Below are 18,640 nucleotides of genomic sequence, written 5' to 3' on the forward strand. Positions count from 1 at the left end.
GGGATGGGGCGGGTCCTGAGCCGTCAAGGGGGCGCTGACCATGGAGCCGAACAAGATTGCCGAGGCACTCAAGTGCCCGATCAGCCAGGAGTTTCGGGCTCGCGGTCTGGTCCGGCCGGCCTACGTCGCCAAGGACACGGCACGTTGCGGAACATCACGATCGGGTTCAGCTGGAACGGCTCGGAGATCGTCATGTGCACGTCGATGGACGTGCCCGAGCTCCGGTCCCTGCGGCTCAACTCGGCGGTGGCCCTGACGAGCGAAAGCGGGGTGCAACCCGCCGAAGCCCGTGCTGATCTGCCGGCAGGCGGAGCTGGACGTCGTCGACGGCGTCCCGGAGGAGGACCGCCAACTGAACGGCGGTTACACGATGACGGCCGAGCAGCGGGTCGAGTGGGAGGCCGGGGTCCGCTCGCTCTGCGACGGCATGGTGCGGATCGTCGTGACGCCGGCCTGGGCGGAGCCGATCGACTTCGAGAGGCTCCTGCCGAGCCCGGTCGAGGAGCTGATCCGGCCTGGCCGGGCCTGCGGCCTGCCGGTGGGGGAGGGCGGCGGCATCGTGGTGGGGCGGGGCGAACGTCAGCGTGGTTGAGCGGGTCGCCAGATGTCGATCTGATGATCTCGGCTGCGACGGCCCCGGAGTCCGGGCTGGGTGTGGACGCCGGGCCGGGGCCTCCGGCCCGGCGTCTTGTGTCGCTGGAGGGGGTGAGGGGGCCTGGAGGGCTGCTCCCGGCTCCCGGGGTTACTTGAGGGACTGGGAGGTTTGGATCCAGCGGTCGAGGAGGGCGGACGTGGCGCCTGAGTCGATCACTTCGGCGGTGCGGTCGTAGGCGGCGGCGAGGGTTTCGGTGAGGCGGTCGGCCGGGGGAGTGCCCTCGGCGGCGACGATGAGGGCCGCGGCGTTGAGGCGGACCATGTCGCGGACGGCGCCGGGGGCGCCGGCGAAGGTCTCGCGGGCGACGCGGCCGTTGAAGGCGGCGTCGGCGCCTCGGAGGTCCTCGGGTTTCGCGGGCGGGATGCCCAGGTCGGCGGGGTTGAACGTGGTCTCGGTGGAGGTGCCCTCACGGACGGCCCAGACCGTGGAGGTGCCGGTGGTGGTGAGCTCGTCGAGGCCGTCGTCGCCGCGGAAGACCAGGGACGAGCAGCCGCGTTCGGCGAAGACGCCCGCGACGATCCCGGCCATGCGGGGGTGGAAGACGCCGACGGCCTGGGCCTTGGGCCTGGCGGGGTTGGTCAGCGGGCCCAGGAAGTTGAAGACGGTGGGGGTGCCCAGCTCGCGGCGGGTCTTGGCCGCGTACTTGAGGGCGGGGTGGTAGAGGGGGGCGAAGCAGAAGGTGATGCCGACCTCTTCGACGACCTGGGCGGTGCGCTCGGGGGGCAGGTCGATGGCGACGCCGAGGCCCTCCAGGAGGTCGGCGGCTCCGCAGGAGGAGGACGCGGCGCGGTTGCCGTGCTTGACGACCTTGATGCCGGCGGCGGCCGCGACGACGGCGGCCATGGTGGAGATGTTGACCGTGTGGGCACGGTCGCCGCCGGTGCCGACCAGGTCGGCGATCTGGCCGGGGACCTGGATGGGGGTGGCGTTGGCGTACATGCCCTCGGCGAGGCCGGCGACCTCGGCGACGGTCTCGCCCTTGGCGCGCATGGCGACCGCGAAACCGGCGATCTGCGCGTCGGTGGCCTCCCCGGCCATGATCTGGTTCATCGCCCAGGTGGTCTCGGCGCTCGACAGCGACTCGCCGTCGAGGAGGGCGTTGAGCAGTGCCGGCCAGGTCGTACGCGCGTCCATGCTTCCCCCAGTGATCGGGATCGAGAGTGCGGGGGATGCGCGGGGGCGCACCCCCGGGCGAAAGGTCCTTAGAGAGCCGGGAGGCGGTTGCCCGCGCGCCAGCGCATGAGGTCGGCGACGGAGTTGGCCAGGGCCATCGGGTCGAGCGGCAGGCTCACCACGGCGTCGGCGCGCGACCACGTCGCCAGCCAGCCGTCGTCGCGCCGCGCGATGATCGCGAGCACCGGCGGGCAGTCGTACACCTCGTCCTTGGCCTGGCGGCAGACCCCGAGCCCGCCCGCAGGCTGCGCCTCCGCGTCCACGATCGCCACGTCGATGTCGCCCTCGTCGAGCCGCGCCACCACGGCGGGCTGGGTCGCGACCTCGACGTACTCGATCAACGGGAGGTCGGCGGCCGGGCGGCGGCCGAGCGCCAGACGGATCTGGGCGCGGGTGTTGGCGTCGTCGCTGTAGACGAGAACCTTCATCGGGCTCTCCGAGGCGGTGCTCATGGCAGAGAAGGCTACCGGTTCGGCCCCGCGCGCACGAGATCCGGGCTCGCCAGAGCCGGAATCCCTTGTCACGCGGGCTTTTCGGGCGTCTCGGAAGGCATTTCCGCGAGCTGCCGTGACACGCTCGGGAACTCCTGAAGGGGGGTCATGCGTCGGTGATGGAACGGGTCACGTAATAATGCTGCCCGTGGCAACAGCATCCGCGATAGAGACAACACCCCACGCTCGGGCGAATCGACCCAATCTGGTCAGCGTGGGGACGATCGTCTGGTTGTCGTCTGAGCTCATGTTCTTCGCGGCGTTGTTCGCGATGTACTTCACGATCCGCTCCGTGACCATCGGTCAGGGTGGCGAGTGGCCCGGCGCCGAGCTCGACCTGCCGCTGTCCGCCTTCAACACCACCATCCTGGTGCTGTCCTCCGTGACCTGCCAGATGGGCGTGTTCAAGGCCGAGGCCGGCAAGGTCGGCCGTGACGGCGGCCTGCTCAACTTCACCCGGTGGGGCCTGCGCGAGTGGTACGTGCTCTCGTTCCTGATGGGCGCCTACTTCGTCGCCGGTCAGGCCTACGAGTACTACCAGCTCGTCACGCACGACGGCCTCACGCTGTCGTCCTCGGCGTACGGCTCGGTGTTCTACCTGACCACCGGCTTCCACGGCCTCCACGTCACAGGTGGCCTTGTCGCGTTCCTCTTCGTACTGGGACGCACGTACGCCGCGAAGCGGTGGACCCATGAGCAGGCGACGAGCGCGATCGTCGTTTCGTACTACTGGCACTTCGTCGACGTGGTGTGGATCGGGCTCTTCGCCACGATCTACCTTCTCGACCTCTGACCAGCCGACCAGCTTGACCTCAACCGACGACATGACCCGAACGGGGAAATCCGTGAAAAGGTTCACCGCATGGCGACGGCGCCCCTGGGCGGGCTACGCCGTCGTGCTGGCGGCCCTGGCGGCGATCGCCGGCGTTCTCACCGGCTTCTCACCGCAGACTGACCGTGCCGAGGCGACGAACCAGACCACCCAGGCGGCCGCCGATCTGAAGAACGGCCAGCAGCTGTTCAACAAGAACTGCGCCAGTTGCCACGGTCTGAACGCCGAGGGCACCAAGGACGCCAAGGGCAATCCGCTCGCCCCGAGCCTGCTGGGCGTGGGCGCAGCATCGGTCGACTTCCAGGTCGCCACGGGCCGCATGCCCGCGATGAACCCTGGCGCGCAGATGCCGCGCAAGAAGCCGATCCCCGACTTCGACACCACGATCAAGACGGACTACCACGACGAGAAGCAGCGCGCGGCGGCCGAGAAGCAGAAGGCCCAGGCCGAGAAGAACCTCGAGGACCTGCGCGCCTACATCCAGTCGCTGGGCGGCGGTCCGCCGGTGCCGACCAAGGAGCAGGTCGGCGACCCGCACAAGGGCGACGCCGCGCTGGGCGGCAAGCTGTTCCGCACCAACTGCGCGCAGTGCCACAACTTCACCGGCCAGGGCGGCGCCCTGACCGGTGGCAAGTACGCCCCGCCGCTGAGCGGCGACGACGTCACGCCCACCCAGATCTACGAGGCCATGCTCACGGGCCCGCAGGCGATGCCGGTCTTCAACGACACCACGCTCACCGAGAAGGACAAGCAGGCGATCATCGCCTACATCGTCCAGTCGCGTGAGGAGCCCAACCCGGGCGGTAACGGCCTCGGCCGCATCGGCCCGGTGTCGGAGGGCCTGGCCGGGTGGCTGATCGGTATTGGCATGCTGGTCCTGGCGGCGATGTGGATCACCGCCAAGAAGCCGAAGAAGCTGAAGAAGTCATGAGCGACAACAAGGAACCGGGCGGCGCCCACGAGCCGCAGGAGGACGGCGGCCGGCCAGAACGTGTGGTCGGCACGCCGGCTCCCGCCGCCGAGAAGCAGCTGCTGACCGTGGACGAGCCGCCGGCCGCGCCCGCGCGCGAGACGCTGGAGCTCGACGAGAAGTCGGCCAAGAGGGCCGAGCGGATCGTCGCGCTCTTCTTCCTTCTCGCGTTCGCGGCGAGCGTCGCGTTCATCGCGTACTACATCGGCTGGAGCGGCCGCGACGGCGGGATGCACGGCATCTTCCGCGCGCGCGAGTCCAACTTCTGGCTCGGCGGCACGATGGCGGTGTCGTTCCTGGCGATGGCCATCGGCGTCACCATCTGGGTGCGGCGGCTGATGACCAGCGCGCCGATCATCCAGGAGCGGCACGAGCTCAAGTCCGACACCGAGACGCGGGCGGCGTTCACCCAGGAGTTCCTGGACGGCGCCGAGGACAGCGCCATCACCAAGCGGCCGCTGCTGCGCCGCACGCTGCTGCTGGCCGCCGCCCCGCTGGGCCTGGCCCCGCTGGTGCTGCTGCGCGACCTCGGCCCGCTGCCGGAGAAGCGGCTGCGCCACACGTTCTGGGGCGAGGCCGTCAAGAAGGCGCAGGCCGAGGGCAAGAAGGGCGTGCGCCTGGTCGTCGACGGCACCAACAAGCCGCTGAAGGTGAGCGACTTCTCCAGCCCCGGCGGCATGATCACGGTGCTGCCGGAGGGCGTCGAGGAGAGCCACCACGCGCTCAACGAGATCGCCAAGTCGGTGACCATCCTGATCAACGTTCCGGCCGACCAGTTCAAGCCGGCCAAGGGACGTGAGAACTGGCACGTCAACGGGATCGTCGCGTACTCCAAGATCTGCACGCACGTCGGCTGCCCCGCGGCCCTGTACGAGCAGACCACGCACCACATCCTCTGCCCGTGCCACCAGTCGACCTTCGACGCGACCGACGCGGCGAAGGTCATCTTCGGACCGGCGGCGCGTCCGCTGCCGCAGCTGCCGCTCGCCGTGGAGGACGGCTACCTCGTAGCCACGTCCGACTATCCCGAGCCGATCGGCCCGAGCTTCTGGGAGCGCGGATGAGCGAGGCAACGGCCGCGAACCAGTCGGCGCCGAAGGCCGTCGAGGCTCCGCTGACCTTCATCGACGAACGGCTGGGCTCCACCACCTTCTTCAAGCGGAACGTGAAGAAGGTCTTTCCGGACCACTGGTCGTTCATGCTGGGCGAGATCGCGCTCTACTCGTTCATCATCCTGCTGCTGACCGGCACCTTCCTGACGCTCTGGTTCCAGCCGAGCATGCAGGAGACGGTCTACGAGGGCTCGTACGCGCCGCTGCACGGGGTGAAGATGTCCGAGGCCTACGCCTCGGCGCTGCACATCTCGTTCGACGTGCGCGGCGGCCTGCTCATGCGGCAGATCCACCACTGGGCCGCCATCCTGTTCATGGCGTCGATCATGGCGCACATGTTGCGGGTGTTCTTCACCGGCGCCTACCGCAAGCCGCGTGAGATCAACTGGCTCATCGGCATCGTGATGTTCACGCTGGGCATGCTCGAGGGCCTGTTCGGCTACTCGCTGCCGGACGACCTGCTGTCCGGCACGGGGCTGCGGATCACCCAGGGCGTGCTCGAGTCGATCCCGGTGGTCGGCACGTACGGGTACATGTTCCTGTTCGGGGGCGAGTTCCCCGAGGGCCTGCACGGCGAGCTGATCCCGCGCCTCTTCACGCTGCACATCCTGCTGATCCCGGGCATCTTCCTTGCCCTGATCACCGCGCACCTGATGATCATGTGGCACCAGAAGCACACCGCGATGCCGGTCAAGAACCAGACCGAGGAGCAGGTGTACGGCTACCCGTTCTACCCGGTCTTCATGGCCAAGACGGGCGCCTACTTCCTGTTCACGTTCGGTGTGGTGGCGCTGATGGGGGCGTTCGCCCAGATCAACCCGATCTGGATGTTCGGCCCCTACGACCCCGGCGCGATCTCGTCGGCGTCGCAGCCCGACTTCTACATGGGCATCCTCGAAGGCTCGCTGCGGCTCATGCCGGGCTGGGAGACCACCGCCTTCGGCCACACGATCAGCTGGAACGTGCTGATCCCGGCGCTCGGCCCGCTCGGCATCATCTTCACCGGTGCCGCGGTCTGGCCGTTCCTCGAGGCCTGGGTGACCGGCGACAAGCGCAGCCACCACGTCAACGACCGGCCGCGCAACGCCCCGGTCCGCACCGGCGTGGGCATGGCCGCGGTGGCGTTCTACGGCATCCTGTGGCTGGCCGGCGCGAACGACGTCATCGCCGAGAAGTTCCACGTCTCGCTGTTCGCGACGACCTGGTTCTTCCGGGTGGCGATCTTCGTCGGCCCGGTCCTGGCGTACGTCATCACCAAGCGCATCTGCCTGGGGTTGCAGCGCAAGGACGCCGACACCATCGCGCACGGCGTGGAGAGCGGCATCATCCTCGCCTCGCCCGACGGCGAGTTCAGCGAGCGGCACGAGCCCGCCCGCGAGGAGGAGCGCACCGTCATCCTCAGCAAGGAGAACGCCAAGCCGGAGGCGCCCGCGCTCGACTCCAACGGCGTCCCCGCCCCGGGCACCAAGGGCCCGCTGGGGCTGCTGCGGTCGAGGTTGCAGCGCGCCTGGACCTTCGACGACATCCCGGTCGAGGAGAACGGCCACAACGGGCACAACGGCCACGGGCACGACGAGCACGCGGTCGAGTCCGGCAAGAGCGACAAGGAGCTGAGCCGCTAGCGGCGGCCTGCCGTTCACCACGGACGAAGCCCGTCACCGGTACCGGTGACGGGCTTCGTTCATGCCCTCCGTATGCTGGGACCGGAGATGACCAAGACCCTTGTCGTGACCAACGATTTCCCGCCGCGGCCCGGCGGCATCCAGACGTTCGTCCAGGGGCTGGTCCTGCGGCGGCCGCCCGGCTCGGTCGTGGTGTACGCGCCGGCCTGGAAGGGCGCGGCCGAGTTCGACGCAGGGCAGCCGTACCCGGTCGTCCGGCACCCCACGTCGCTGATGTTGCCGACGCCGTCGGTGGCGCGGCGGGCGGGGGAGATCATCCGTTCCGAGGGCTGCGACTCGGTGTTGTTCGGCGCCTCGGCCCCGCTCGGGCTGCTGGCCACGCGCCTGCGGCGGTACGGGGCGGAGCGCTTCGTCGGGATCACCCACGGGCACGAGGCGGGCTGGGCGTCCCTGCCCGGGGCGCGCCGCCTGCTGCGCCGGATCGGTGACGGCGTGGACGTGCTCACCTATCTGGGGGAGTACACCCGGTCGCGGATGGCGCGGGCCCTGTCACCGGCGGCCGCGGCGGCGATGGCGCGGCTGGCGCCGGGCGTCGACGAGAACGTCTACTTCCGCGGGGCGGGAGGCGCGGGCGTCCGCGAGCGCCTCGGGCTCACGGGGCGTCCGGTGGTCGTCTGCGTGTCCCGGCTGGTTCCGCGCAAGGGGCAGGACGCCCTCCTGCACGCCTGGCCGCACGTGCTGCGGAGGGTGCCGGAGGCGGCGCTGCTGCTGGTCGGCGGCGGCCCCTACCGCGCCGACCTGGAGAAGCTGGCCGCGTCCCTGGACGTCACCCGGTCGGTGACCTTCACGGGCAGCGTCCCCTGGGAGGAGCTGCCCGCTCACTATGACGCGGGCGACGTGTTCGCGATGCCGTGCCGGACGCGCAACCACGGGCTGGACGTGGAGGGCCTGGGGATCGTCTACCTGGAGGCGTCCGCCACCGGGCTGCCGGTGGTCGCCGGTGACTCCGGGGGAGCTCCTGACGCCGTCCTGGCGGGCGAGACGGGGATCGTCGTGCCCGGCCGGTCCGTCCGGCGGCTCGCCGAGTCCCTCGTCGACCTCCTGATGGACCCGGAACGGGCCCGCAAGATGGGCGAGCAGGGCCGCGCCTGGATCGAGCGCGAGTGGCGCTGGGAGATCCAGGCCGCCCGCCTCGACGCGCTGCTCACCGCCTGACGCCGGATCGACGGCACCTCGGGCGAAGGGGCGAGTGCCGGCCGTCCGGGCGGGGACGGCCGGCACTCGGCAGGGGAGGGCGGCCCGTCGAGCGGGAGCAGGGCCGCCTGGCTGGTTCTTAGGGGGTCAGGCCTCGTGGCGGCCGGTGCCGGTGTCCGTGCCGGTGTCCGTGCCGGTGCGACGGCGGCGGCCGGTCAGCAGGAGGCCGCCGATGCCGCCGAGCGTCAGGCCGGCCGCGCCGGCGATGAGCGCGGTTCCGGTCGCCGTCCCCTCGGCGGGCGTGCCGCCCGAGGCGGGACGGGCGCGGAGGTCGACCGCGCCGTGGTGGTGGCCGCTCGCCGCGGTGGTGGGCGGGGAGCCGGCGGCGGGCTTGGACGGTCCGGGCGGCGCGGGCGTGGGCGGCTTGCTCGGCGTGGTGCCTGCGCCCGTGCCGGCGCCGGTGGTGACCGCGCCGCCGCTTGAGCCGCCCTTGCCGAAGATCACGTCCGAGCACGAGTAGAACGCCTCGGGACTGTCGCTGCGCTGCCAGATCCCGTAGATCAGGTGGCGCCCGGTCTTTCCCGCGGGCAGCCTGCCGGGGAGGGTGTACGCGCCGTTCCGCACGGCCGGATCGGCCTTGCTCAGGAACGGCGCGCGCTCCAGGTCGGACCACCTGAGCGGCTTGGCCGGGTTGTAGCCGTTCCTGGTGATGTACAGCTGGAACCCGCCGCGGTGCCGGGCGGTCGCCTTGAAACGGAACGTGTAGGAGGCGCCTGAGGTCAGCCTGGTGGCGGGCCAGTCCGCGCGGGCCAGATCGAGGCCCTTGAACGCGGCGTTGCCCGCGCTGCACAACCTGCCGTCCGGGATGCGCTGCCGGTGCCGTCCACCGGCGTCGCCGATCCTGATGCCGTTCCAGTCGTAGAAGGCCTGGGGGCCGCCGGCGGCGACCGCGGCCTTGCAGGCCGCCGATCTGGGGGATTCCGGGTTCTCCTGATAGCAGGTGAGGGCCCGGCTGATCGGCGTCTGCATCGTGCCATGGGACGACGCCGGGGCGGCGGCCAGGCCGATCACGGCGACCGGCACGGAGGCGAAGGTCAGAGCCACCGCGGCACGTCGTGCACGCATCAAGATCCTCCTGCGGGGTGAGGTCCTGAGCAGGTTAGGGGCGGTGCCGCGGGTTTCGGCTGGGCTTATGGGTCCTTTAAGGATCACCTGAGTGGCCAGTAAGGATCTTGGCTGAACCCGCCGGCGCCGGCGCCGGTGGGTCGCCGGTCGGTCGCGGGGTCACCGGCTCGGACGGAGGTCCTCCAGGCGCCGCCGGCAGGCCGCACGGAGGAGCGTGACCCGCGCCCGGTCGGCCGGTCCGACGGGGATCGGCATCGAGAGCGGCTTGAGCCCGGTCAGCGACGCGGTGGTGGCGCGGATGCCGTTCAGCGTGCCGCCGCCCGAACGCAGGCCCGCCAGAGTGCCGCCCGGCCGCAGCCCGGTCAGCAGGTGCGGGCCGATGAGGCCGCCGGGCCGCAACGCCGCCAGCACCTGGGGGCCGACGGTCGTCATCAGGACGGGGGCGCAGGCGGCCAGACCGATCACGGCCCCGATGCCGGCGGCGCGGCGCATTGTCCGTCCGGCTCCGGGCTCGATGCGGTGCGTTGTCGTCATGCACCGAGGATCTCGCGGCGGGCGGCCGCCGCCATGAGTACGGATACTCAGTCGCGCCTGGGGATTCGCCTCGGGGATCGCTGGGGGATCAGCCCGGGGACCCGGCTGGGAGCCAAGCGAGATGAGCGCCCCGTCCGCCGCGCCGACGGCGGGGAGCTCACCTCACGTGTAGAGGGGGTCGTGCCCGTCCCGGAGACCGATTTCCACGCGGGCCCCTGTCGAGGTGGGGTGCCGATCCTTGCCGAGCCGGCCCGGGACGCCCTGAGTTGGGGGAGAACCTGGAGGTGGGCGTGCCGTGCAGGGAGGCCGGCGCCGGGAGGATCTGAGAAGCGTGGACGGGATGCCGGGCACGACCCCGGCCCGAGGCCGGGACGCACCGGGGAGGGTGGGCCGCCCCGGCTCTGTCGTCGCTCATCTCGGGGCACCTCCTCCGGTCTGGTCACCGGCCTTCTGACACCTCCGAAGCTAGGTCGCCGCGAGCCGTCTGTCGCCCCTGTTAGGGCGCTCTTAAGGGGGGTCTGAGGTAGGGCTAAGTCGGACATCTCCGGCATCCCCCAAGGGACGTCTCAACCGGAACATGAGCATCAGGACTCCATCTCGTTGCCGGCGGAAGCTGTTCTGATCAGTGTCGAGATCGGGCGCCTCCGGGAGCCCGATCGGGGAGGGCGGCTCGGGTCCCCGGACCGCCGTTCCGCTCGCCGCGCGCTTCCTGAAGGACCTTCGCCGACGAACTTCGCCGGCGAACGGTGAACACCCCGCCGCGTCCGCGCGTACCGTTCAGCGAGCCCACTGGACCATCGGAAAATGCCTGGCCTGAGGGATATTTGGCGCCAACTCTCATCAAAGTGGCCCGTGGGGCGTATGCTCCGGTGAAGTCGATGGGCGCCGCTGAAGCGGAGCGGGCTTCGAAACCGGCGTCCACGACCCACAGGAAGTCAGAGCGCGCCCTGGGTGGAGCGGACCCGGGACGCACAACGGAACACCGGCGTTCGCCGTACCTCCGCCTCCTCCACGGGAGAGGGGCATGGCGCAGCGCGACAATTGGGATCGTCCCCTTCCCTGGGAACGTCCCGAACTGGAGTGGGAGTCTCGGCGACGGTCGAAGGCGCGTGACAAACGTGCCCGCCGGCGCAAGCAGGCGCCGAACTCGCAGCCGCCTGATGCCCAGCGGCAGGATGCCCAGAGGCAGGCGGCCACCGAGGTCGCGCCATACCAGCGGTACGAGGTGCCGCAGGAGACGGCGGAGCAGGCGCGACAGGCATCCCCACGGCCTGAGGTGCGAGCGGCCACTGACTGGGCCACCGCACCCGCCTGGCGTCGGGCGATGCCCGAGATGGACCGGCAGGCCGCGCCCGCGGCCGGCCGGCGAGGCCGCCGCGCGGCCCAGTCCCGTGGCCGCCGTGCGGCTCAGGAAGGCACCCCCGAACGCGGCCGGTCCGGCCGCGGCACGCCCGCACCCGAGCGTGGGCAGGACTCCTCCCGGAGCGAGCGCCCCGCGCCCGGGCAGGACGCGCCCCGTACCGGGCGCCCGGCACCGGCGCAGGGCCTTCCCCAGCGCAGGCGCACCACGCCCGCGCAGGACGCCTCCCGGACCGGGGTCCCCGCGTCCGGGCAGGGCGCGCCCCAGGGCGGCCGTCCCGCGCGGGGGCATGATGCCTCGCGCGCCGGGGTTCCCGCGCCCGCACAGGGTGTTCCGCAGGACGAGAGTTCTGTTCCCGGACAGGAATGGTTCCGGGTGGGATCCCCCGCGCCGGCGCAGGGCGCGGCCCAGGGTGGGCGGGCCTTTCCCGCGCACGGTGGCCGTACCGCGCCCGCGCAGAGCGTTCCGCAGGCCTGGCGTTCCGCGCCCGGGCAGGGTCTTCCGCAAGGCGGGCGTCCCGTGCCCGGGCGGGGTGGCGCCCCAGGCGGGCGACCTGCTCCAGGGCAGGGCGTTCCTCAAGGCGGACGCCCCGCGCCGGGACAGGGCGCTCCTCAAGGCGAGCGGTCCGCGCCGGGACAGGGCGCTCCACAGCGTGAACGCCCCGCCGCGGGGGTTCCGCACACAGAGCGGTCCGGGCCTCGGCAGGGTGCGCCGCAAGGTGCGCCTGGACGTGGCAGGGGCGCGGCCGGGCCCGGTCGCGGCGCGCCCGCGACCGGGCGTGCCTTCGACCAGGGGACCAGCGCGCTGGCGGGTGAGCGGGGGTGGCCGGTCCACGAGCGCGGGCAGGGAGTCCCCAAGCCCAAGCGCGCCGGGAGCGGTGGCGGTACCGGAGCCGGAACGGCCGTGCCCGCCAGCGGGCGTGGGCAGGGTGCCCCCGAGAGCGAGCGGCCGCGACCCGTTCAGGAACGTGTGCAGAGCTCGCCCCAAGGCGGGCGGGCCGCGGCCGAACGCCGCCCGAGCCCGCCTCAGCGTGGCCGTCCCGCGCCCGAACGCGGACGTGGCGGCCCCGACCGCAAGCCCGGGCGCCGGCAGCAGACCGGACCCGGCGGCGGCCGGGGCGGGCCCGAACGGCGCCGGGGCGCCGGGCGGGAGCCGGTGGGCCGGCCGCGGCGGACGGGGCCCGCGCCGAAGGCGCGGCGCTCGTTCGGCACCGACCGGCTGAACACCGGGGCGATCATCTTCTCCATCGCGACCGGCCTCGCGATGCTCGCGATCGTGGAGCGCAGCGTGCTCGAGGGCGGGCCGATCGGCGACCCCGGGCCCGCGGGGGCGGAACGGCCCCTGGACAAGCCGGACGCCAAGGCCGGCGTGCCCGACCGCGACCCGCAGAAGCGGCAGACCGGACGCCAGCCGACGACCCCCGTGGCGGCGCCCGACCTCCAGGCGCTGACCTCGCAGGTCCGTGATCTCACGCTGGCCCAGCGCGGGCCCGCGGCCCGGCAGGAGTACGGAACCGAACTCGACCGCCCGCCGATGGTCGGCGTGAGCCGCACGAGCCGCGACCGGACCTGGGTGTTCGGCACTACAGCGCTACCGGTGCCGAGCGGGCGGTCGGCCATGCCCCAGGTGTCGCTGTTCGCGGCGCACTGGTCGGCGGGGAAGTGGCAGCCCGCCCTGTCCGGCACGACGGCGTTCGCCGGGCTGGTCGGCCGCATGCCTGCCGCGGTGATGTCGGTCAGCGAGGCGCGGCTGCTGAGCCGTTACAACTCCGCGACGGCCGGGCAGGCCGCGGCGGCCACCAACGGCAGCCGGGTCGGCGACGGGCTGATGTTGCCGTGGAAGGTCGGCGGCGCCTGGACGCTGGGCACCGGCGACCGCGCGTCGGCGGGTGCGCGCCCGCTGGGCGCCCTGGCCTTCTGGGGCGGGGACGGGCGGGTCGTGTCCGCCGGCGACGGGCGGTTCTACCGCTTCTGCGCCCAGGGCGACCGCGGCTTCGTGCTGGTCATCCACCCGAGCGGGCTGGCCACCGGCTACTACCGCATGCGCGACGTCGCGCGGATTCGCGACGGCAGCGTGGTCAAGCAGGGCGACGCGCTCGGCCGGACCGGTACCGACGCGCCGTGCGGCGGCGCGGCGTCGCCCCGCGACGAGGTGCAGTTCGCCCTGCGCCGGGCCACCGACACCGTCCCGCTGGACGGTGCGCAGCTCGGCGGCTGGATCTTCCGGGAGCGGGCGCAGCCCCTCCTCGGGTACGCCGAACGAGGTCTTCTCCAAGTGCTCCCCGGCGGGCTGCTGGCCAATCTCGGGCCGGTGCCGCCGACGGAGCCGCCGGGCGCGGGCGATCCCAAGCCGAAGCCCGGCACCAGCCCCGGCACTCCGCCGGCGGCTGACGAGCAGAAGGGGAATACGAACAGTGCGGACACAGAGCAGTGACGAGCCGGCGCTGCCGAACTGGACGCTGCGCGTCGTGGTCATCGCGTCCATCGCGGTCCTCGTCGGCGCGGCGACCCCGCCCGGCGCCGCCGTGGCCGGCGACGTGCAGCGTTTCCTCTCGTTCTACGCCGGCGTCTTCGCCCTGCTGGCGATGACCGTCGCCGTGGTGAGCGGCCTGCTGGCCACCGACCGCCTCATCCTGGCCATCCGGCACCGTGTCTTCGCGCAGGGCCTGCACCGGGCCGCGTCCATGCTCGCCGTGACGTTCCTCGTCGCGCACTTCCTGGTGAAGGTGCTGGGCGGGCTCGCGGCGCCGGCCCAGATCGTGGTGCCCGCGTCGGGCCCGGTCGGCCTCGGCGCGGTGGCGCTGGACCTGATGATCGTGACGGTGCTGACCGGGCTGCTGCGCGGCCGGTTCGCGTTCGGCTCCCGGCCCTGGTTGTGGCGGTCGATGCACGCGATCGCCTACCTGAGCTGGCCGGTCGCGATCCTGCACGGACTGACCGCGGGCCGGCCCGCGGCGGCCTGGGTGACGCTGAGCTACGTGCTCTGCGCGGGCGCGGTGGCGCTCGGCCTGGTCACCCGGATGATCGTCGTGGTCAAGCCGCGGGACGTCCGGCACGTCGGCGAGGACGCCGGGATGCCGCTGGCGCAGGCCGTCCGCGAACGCGACCCCGGCCGCTCCATGAGCCGCGCCGCCGCCGAGCCCGCCCCCGCGCCGGACCCCCGTGAGACCGAGGTGCTCGGATGAGCTCTACCGTCACCGTCACCAACATCGGTGGTCCACGGCTGACACTGGGTTTCGACCGGTTCGAACGGCTCGACCTCGACCGGCACCTCGCCGTGCACGGCAAGCTCTACATGCCGGCGCTCGACGACCTGGTCAAGATGTGCGAGCAGGTCGACATGCGCGGCCGCGGCGGCGCCGGGTTCCCGTTCGCGCGCAAGGTCATGGCGGTCGCGGCGCAGATCACGCCGCCCGACGACGAGGTGGCCGAGCTGCTGCCGGGCGAGGGCGCCGACCGGCGGCGCCCGCACGAGGACGCCGTCATCGTGGTGAACGGCGCCGAGGGCGAGCCGGGCAGTTCCAAGGACAAGGTGCTCCTCAGCCGGGCGCCCCACCTGGTGCTGGACGGCGCGGTGATCGCGGCGTCCGCGCTGGGCACCCAGCGGATCATCGTGGCGGTCGAGGACGACGAGGCCGCCCGGTCGGTGCGGGCCGCCATCGCCGAGCGGCACATGCCCGCCCGCGTGGTGCGGCTGGCCGAACGGTTCATCTCGGGCGAGAGCGGCGCGGTGGTCCGGGCGGTCAACGGCGAGACGCCGATCCCGCCCGGGGTGAAGGTCCGGGCGTCGGAGTTCGGCGTCGACGGCTGCCCGACCCTGCTGTCCAACACCGAGACGTTCGCCCAGCTGGCGGTGCTCACCTCGCTCGGCCCCGACCTGTACGCGTCGGCCGGGCTGGAGGAGGAGCCGGGCACCACGCTGCTCACCGTGGGCGGCACCCACGTCGTCGAGGCGCCGTACGGCACCCCCTTGCAGGAGGTCCTCGACCACTGCGACGTGCCACCGAACCTGGGCGTGCTGGTCGGCGGGTACCACGGCGGCTGGCTCGACCCGAACGGCGCCGCCCTGGCGGTGTTGTCGCGGTCGGGGATGCGCGCCGTCGGCGGAACGGTCGGCGCGGGCATCATCCTGCCCCTCGGGCAGGGCAGCTGCCCGCTGGGCGAGGTCACCCGGATCGCCTCCTACCTGGCCGCGCAGTCGGCCGGGCAGTGCGGGCCGTGCCGGCTCGGCCTGCCCGACGTCGTGCGGGCGCTCACCGCGCTGTCGGACGGGTCGGGCAGCGTGGAGGACGTGCGGCGCGCGGCGGGCATCGGCCGGGGCCGCGGCGCCTGTTCCCACCCGGACGGGACGGCGCGCTTCGTGTTGTCGGCGGTCGACGCGTTCGGTGCCGACATCGAGATGCACCGGTACGGCGGCTCGTGCGGCCTGCCGGTGTTCGGGGTGCTGCCGCTGCCGATACCCACCGGGGCCGAGGGGCGGGTGGCGATCGACTGGAGCCGCTGCGACGGCCACGGCCTGTGCGCCTACCTGGTCCCGGAACTGATCCAGCTGGACCGGTACGGGTTCCCGGTGGTCCTGGGCACCGACGTGCCGAGCTGGCTGGAACGCGACGTACAGCGGGCGGTCGCCATGTGCCCGGCCCTCGCGCTGCGCGTCACGGGCAGCATGCCGGGAGCGCCCGTACGGCGTTCCTGAACGGTCGTGAAAGGGGCGGCACACATGCTTTTCGCATGCCCGGAGAAAGGTGCCGAAAATTGTCGGAAAAATGCGCAGGAAAGATGAACCGGAGATCCGGTGCCTGCGTATCTCCTGACGACCCTCACCGGGTCGAACGGTGCATTCCCGAAAGGAGGCAGGGGCGCCTTGAGTAAGCGGTACGGCCTCGCGGAAAAGCGCGCCATGCGGCGGTTCGGACGTGGCCAGGTGTTCCTGGTGGGGGCCGCGGCCGCCGCCGTCCTGGCCGCGCTGGTCGTGGTTCTCAGCCCGCCCAGCGTGCCCGCGGACGGCGAGACGAGAGGCGGCGTGACCGACACCCGGTGGGGACGGCTGTCCCAGGGAGACCGGGAACTGCTCGCCGCGGTGCGGCGGGCCGGTCTCTGGGAGGTGCCCGCGGGCCAGCAGGCCCAGCAGCGGGCGTCCAGTGCCCGGGTGAAGGAGGTGGGCGAAATGATCATGGAGCAGCACATGCAGCTCGATGAGGACGCCCGCGCGACCGCCGCCCGGCTCGGGGTGATCCTGCCGAGTGAGCCGAACGCCGACCAGAAACGCTGGCTGGCGGAGATGTCGGGCAAGTTCGGGGAGGACTACGACCGGACCTTCGTGCTCCGCCTCCGGGCCGCGCACGGCAAGGTCTTCGCCGTCATCGCCAAGGTGCGGGCGCAGACCCAGAACACCGAGATCCGGGCGTTCTCCGAACGTTCGCTCCGCTTCGTCAACACGCACATGACATTGCTGGAGAGCACCGGCCTGGCCACTCAAGAGGCCCTTTCTTGACGGGTCATCGCACCCAGCTTCCAAGGAGATTCGAATGGGCAGAAAGAAAGGCATCGTCCTCGTCATACCGGCCGCTCTGGTGATGCTGGCGTCGGCGACGGACGCGCAGGCCGGGGCGGCTCCCGGAACACGGGCGGGCGCCGCGGTGGCGGCCGATCCGACCGATCCACCCGATCAGGGCGGGCAGCCCTCGGCCGATCCGAACGCCCCGGCCGATCCCAACGCCCCGGCCGACCCGAACGCTCCGGCGGACCCGAACGCTCCCGGTGACGGCGGCGCGACGGCTCCTCCCGCCGACGGCGGAGGCGCCGACCCGAGCGCTCCGGCCGACCCGAGCGCCCCGCCGGACGACGGGGACCAGGGAGATCAGGGCGACCCGAGCGCCCCGCCCGACCAGGGCGCCCCGCCGCCGGCGAACGTGGTGGAGCCCGGCCCCGACGCCGACGACTTCGTCAACATCAGGCAGGCACCGCCGGCGCCCCGCGTGCGGCAGGGCCGAGGCGCCTCGCGCGGCACGTTCACCACGCGCTGTGGCCGCAACGAGAACGGGCACCACAACCCCGACAACTACATCGTGGCGCCCGGCGTCTCCAACGGCGCGCACCACATCCACGACTACGTGGGCAACCTGTCCACCGACGGCTTCTCGACCGACGAGAGCCTCGCCGCCGCGGGCACCACGTGCGCCCGCGGAGACCAGTCGGTGTTCTTCTGGCCGGTGATGCGGATCCGCGCCCAGCAGGACGACTCCGACCAGGCGCAGCAGAGCACCGCCGACGGCAACACCGGACGCGTCGTCACGCCCGCCTCGGTGAGCCTGCAGTTCCGCGGCAACCCGCGGACGAGGGTGGTCGCCATGCCGAGGTTCCTGCGGATCATCACCGGGGACGCCAAGGCGAGCACCAACGGCACCGCCAACGCCAGGGCCCTGTGGACCTGCACCGGCTTCCAGAACCGCGCGTTCACCGACAAGTACCCGCTCTGCCCGCGCGGCAGCCGGGTGACCCGGGTGCTGGACTTCGCGAGCTGCTGGGACGGCCGTAACACCGACAGCGCCAACCACCGGACCCACGTGGTCTTCCCCGACCAGCAGGGCAACTGCCCGCAGGGCACGCAGGCCGTCCCGCAGCTGCGGATGACCCTCTCGTACAACCTGCCGGCCCAGTCCCAGGCCTTCGCCGTGGACTCGTTCCCCGAGCAGGGGCACGAGCCGGTGACCGACCACGCCGACTTCGAGAACCTCATGCCCGAGCGGCTGATGCGGCAGGCGGTGAGCTGCATCAACGGCGGCCGCAACTGCTGACCGTCCCCTACCAGCGGAGCCCTCGCCGGCGGACCGGAGTCCCCGCCGGCGAGGGCTCCGTACCGTCCGGCTCGGTATCGGCTCCGTCCGGCTCGGTATCGTCGGGCGCATGAACGTTGTGATCGCGGGAGGGCACGGGCAGATCGCGTTGCGGCTGGCCCGGCTCCTCACCGCTCGGGGGGACACCGTACTCAGCCTCATCCGCAATCCGGACCACGCCGATGACGTGCGCGCGACCGGCGCCGGGCCGGTCGTGCTCGACCTGGAGAAGGCGGGGGCCGAGGAGGTCGCCGACCAGCTGACCGGCGCGGACGCCGTCGTCTTCGCCGCGGGCGCGGGGCCTGGGAGCGGCGCCGCGCGCAAGGACACCGTCGACCGTGGCGCCTCGGTGCTGCTGGCCGGCGCCGCCGAACGGGCGGGCGTCCGCCCGTTCGTGCAGGTCTCGTCCATGGGGGCCGGGCAGCCGCCGCGCCCCGGCACCGACGAGGTCTGGGCGGCCTACGTGAAGGCCAAGGGCGAGGCCGAGGACGACCTGCGGGCGCGCGACCTCGACTGGGTCGTCCTGCGGCCCGGCGCGCTCACCGACGACGAGGGGACCGGCCGGGTGACGCTGGCCGAGCCGGAGGTCGGCCGCGGCCCGGTGACCCGCGACGACGTGGCGGCCGTCATCGTGGCGCTGCTGGACGCGCCCGGCGCCCGCCGCCGCACCCTGGAACTGATCAACGGGGACGAGCCGATCGCCGACGCGGTCGCCGCGCTCTGAACGCCCGAGCGCC

16 protein-coding genes are annotated in these 18,640 nt (G+C 72.5%); 12 read left to right on the forward strand and 4 right to left on the reverse strand.

Translation table 11 applies throughout. The features are described from left to right. Window positions 1-289: 289 nt before the first annotated feature. Window positions 290-592, forward strand: coding sequence for a hypothetical protein (locus ABZ810_RS29445; RefSeq protein WP_358408863.1), 303 nt, complete (start codon window positions 290-292; stop codon window positions 590-592). Window positions 593-742: 150 nt separating this feature from the next. On the opposite strand, the gene trpD is transcribed toward ABZ810_RS29445, so the two are convergent. Further along, window positions 743-1,789 (reverse strand): anthranilate phosphoribosyltransferase, encoded by a 1,047-nt coding sequence (trpD, locus tag ABZ810_RS29450; protein WP_358408865.1) that lies wholly within the window; start codon window positions 1,787-1,789, stop codon window positions 743-745. A 68-nt stretch (window positions 1,790-1,857) separates the two neighbouring features. Then, complete coding sequence (locus ABZ810_RS29455) at window positions 1,858-2,280, reverse strand: hypothetical protein (protein ID WP_358408868.1); 423 nt, start codon at window positions 2,278-2,280, stop codon at window positions 1,858-1,860. Window positions 2,281-2,458: 178 nt separating this feature from the next. Between ABZ810_RS29455 and ABZ810_RS29460 the strand changes: the two genes are divergently transcribed. The 5 genes from ABZ810_RS29460 to ABZ810_RS29480 all read left to right on the forward strand — a co-directional run bounded on the left by ABZ810_RS29460 (window position 2,459) and on the right by ABZ810_RS29480 (window position 8,070). Next, a complete protein-coding gene (locus ABZ810_RS29460; RefSeq protein ID WP_358408871.1) occupies window positions 2,459-3,112 on the forward strand; it encodes a heme-copper oxidase subunit III in 654 nt (217 codons plus the stop codon). A gap of 52 nt (window positions 3,113-3,164) precedes the next feature. Continuing rightward, window positions 3,165-4,082, forward strand: a complete 918-nt coding sequence (locus ABZ810_RS29465; RefSeq protein WP_358408872.1) for a cytochrome c — start codon at window positions 3,165-3,167, stop codon at window positions 4,080-4,082. Then, window positions 4,079-5,185: a Rieske 2Fe-2S domain-containing protein gene (locus ABZ810_RS29470; RefSeq protein WP_358408873.1), complete on the forward strand. Its 1,107-nt coding sequence runs from the start codon at window positions 4,079-4,081 to the stop codon at window positions 5,183-5,185. The genes ABZ810_RS29465 and ABZ810_RS29470 overlap by 4 nt, the downstream gene beginning before the upstream one ends. Next, window positions 5,182-6,855, forward strand: coding sequence for a ubiquinol-cytochrome c reductase cytochrome b subunit (locus ABZ810_RS29475; RefSeq protein WP_358408876.1), 1,674 nt, complete (start codon window positions 5,182-5,184; stop codon window positions 6,853-6,855). Before ABZ810_RS29470 ends, ABZ810_RS29475 begins: the two co-directional genes overlap by 4 nt. A gap of 87 nt (window positions 6,856-6,942) precedes the next feature. Further along, on the forward strand, window positions 6,943-8,070 hold the full coding sequence (locus ABZ810_RS29480) for a glycosyltransferase family 4 protein (RefSeq protein ID WP_358408878.1): 1,128 nt from the start codon (window positions 6,943-6,945) through the stop codon (window positions 8,068-8,070). A 126-nt stretch (window positions 8,071-8,196) separates the two neighbouring features. Here the strand turns inward: ABZ810_RS29480 and ABZ810_RS29485 are convergent, their stop codons facing one another. Continuing rightward, window positions 8,197-9,174: a lytic polysaccharide monooxygenase gene (locus ABZ810_RS29485; RefSeq protein ID WP_358408880.1), complete on the reverse strand. Its 978-nt coding sequence runs from the start codon at window positions 9,172-9,174 to the stop codon at window positions 8,197-8,199. Between the two features lie 159 nt (window positions 9,175-9,333). Further along, window positions 9,334-9,708: a hypothetical protein gene (locus tag ABZ810_RS29490; RefSeq protein WP_358408883.1), complete on the reverse strand. Its 375-nt coding sequence runs from the start codon at window positions 9,706-9,708 to the stop codon at window positions 9,334-9,336. A 2,329-nt stretch (window positions 9,709-12,037) separates the two neighbouring features. Here ABZ810_RS29490 and ABZ810_RS29495 point away from each other — a divergent pair. From ABZ810_RS29495 to ABZ810_RS29520, 6 genes are all read left to right on the forward strand, one after another. Beyond that, on the forward strand, window positions 12,038-13,501 hold the full coding sequence (locus tag ABZ810_RS29495; RefSeq protein WP_358408884.1) for a hypothetical protein: 1,464 nt from the start codon (window positions 12,038-12,040) through the stop codon (window positions 13,499-13,501). After that, a complete protein-coding gene (locus ABZ810_RS29500; protein WP_358408885.1) occupies window positions 13,482-14,252 on the forward strand; it encodes a hypothetical protein in 771 nt (256 codons plus the stop codon). The genes ABZ810_RS29495 and ABZ810_RS29500 overlap by 20 nt, the downstream gene beginning before the upstream one ends. Further along, window positions 14,249-15,763: a ferredoxin gene (locus ABZ810_RS29505; protein WP_358408886.1), complete on the forward strand. Its 1,515-nt coding sequence runs from the start codon at window positions 14,249-14,251 to the stop codon at window positions 15,761-15,763. The genes ABZ810_RS29500 and ABZ810_RS29505 overlap by 4 nt, the downstream gene beginning before the upstream one ends. A gap of 168 nt (window positions 15,764-15,931) precedes the next feature. Further along, window positions 15,932-16,561, forward strand: coding sequence for a DUF4142 domain-containing protein (locus ABZ810_RS29510; RefSeq protein WP_358408888.1), 630 nt, complete (start codon window positions 15,932-15,934; stop codon window positions 16,559-16,561). A gap of 34 nt (window positions 16,562-16,595) precedes the next feature. Beyond that, the gene (locus ABZ810_RS29515; protein ID WP_358408889.1) at window positions 16,596-17,864 is read left to right on the forward strand and encodes a DUF1996 domain-containing protein; all 1,269 of its coding nucleotides are present in this window, start codon (window positions 16,596-16,598) and stop codon (window positions 17,862-17,864) included. A 109-nt stretch (window positions 17,865-17,973) separates the two neighbouring features. Next, the gene (locus ABZ810_RS29520) at window positions 17,974-18,627 is read left to right on the forward strand and encodes an SDR family oxidoreductase (RefSeq protein ID WP_358408891.1); all 654 of its coding nucleotides are present in this window, start codon (window positions 17,974-17,976) and stop codon (window positions 18,625-18,627) included. The last annotated feature ends 13 nt before the right edge of the window (window positions 18,628-18,640 follow it).

Origin of the sequence: Spirillospora sp. NPDC047279 (assembly GCF_040643285.1) — a bacterium.
GTDB lineage: Bacteria > Actinomycetota > Actinomycetes > Streptosporangiales > Streptosporangiaceae > Spirillospora.

Excerpts from the sequence above, each read along its gene's own strand:
- trpD (WP_358408865.1), bottom strand. The coding sequence starts at position 1,789 with ATGGACGCGCGTACGACCTGGCCGGCACTGCTCAACGCCCTCCTCGAC.
- ABZ810_RS29455 (WP_358408868.1), bottom strand. The coding sequence starts at position 2,280 with ATGAGCACCGCCTCGGAGAGCCCGATGAAGGTTCTCGTCTACAGCGAC.
- ABZ810_RS29460 (WP_358408871.1), top strand. The coding sequence starts at position 2,459 with ATGCTGCCCGTGGCAACAGCATCCGCGATAGAGACAACACCCCACGCT.
- ABZ810_RS29470 (WP_358408873.1), top strand. The coding sequence starts at position 4,079 with ATGAGCGACAACAAGGAACCGGGCGGCGCCCACGAGCCGCAGGAGGAC.
- ABZ810_RS29475 (WP_358408876.1), top strand. The coding sequence starts at position 5,182 with ATGAGCGAGGCAACGGCCGCGAACCAGTCGGCGCCGAAGGCCGTCGAG.
- ABZ810_RS29480 (WP_358408878.1), top strand. The coding sequence starts at position 6,943 with ATGACCAAGACCCTTGTCGTGACCAACGATTTCCCGCCGCGGCCCGGC.
- ABZ810_RS29485 (WP_358408880.1), bottom strand. The coding sequence starts at position 9,174 with ATGCGTGCACGACGTGCCGCGGTGGCTCTGACCTTCGCCTCCGTGCCG.
- ABZ810_RS29490 (WP_358408883.1), bottom strand. The coding sequence starts at position 9,708 with ATGACGACAACGCACCGCATCGAGCCCGGAGCCGGACGGACAATGCGC.
- ABZ810_RS29505 (WP_358408886.1), top strand. The coding sequence starts at position 14,249 with ATGAGCTCTACCGTCACCGTCACCAACATCGGTGGTCCACGGCTGACA.
- ABZ810_RS29515 (WP_358408889.1), top strand. The coding sequence starts at position 16,596 with ATGGGCAGAAAGAAAGGCATCGTCCTCGTCATACCGGCCGCTCTGGTG.
- ABZ810_RS29520 (WP_358408891.1), top strand. The coding sequence starts at position 17,974 with ATGAACGTTGTGATCGCGGGAGGGCACGGGCAGATCGCGTTGCGGCTG.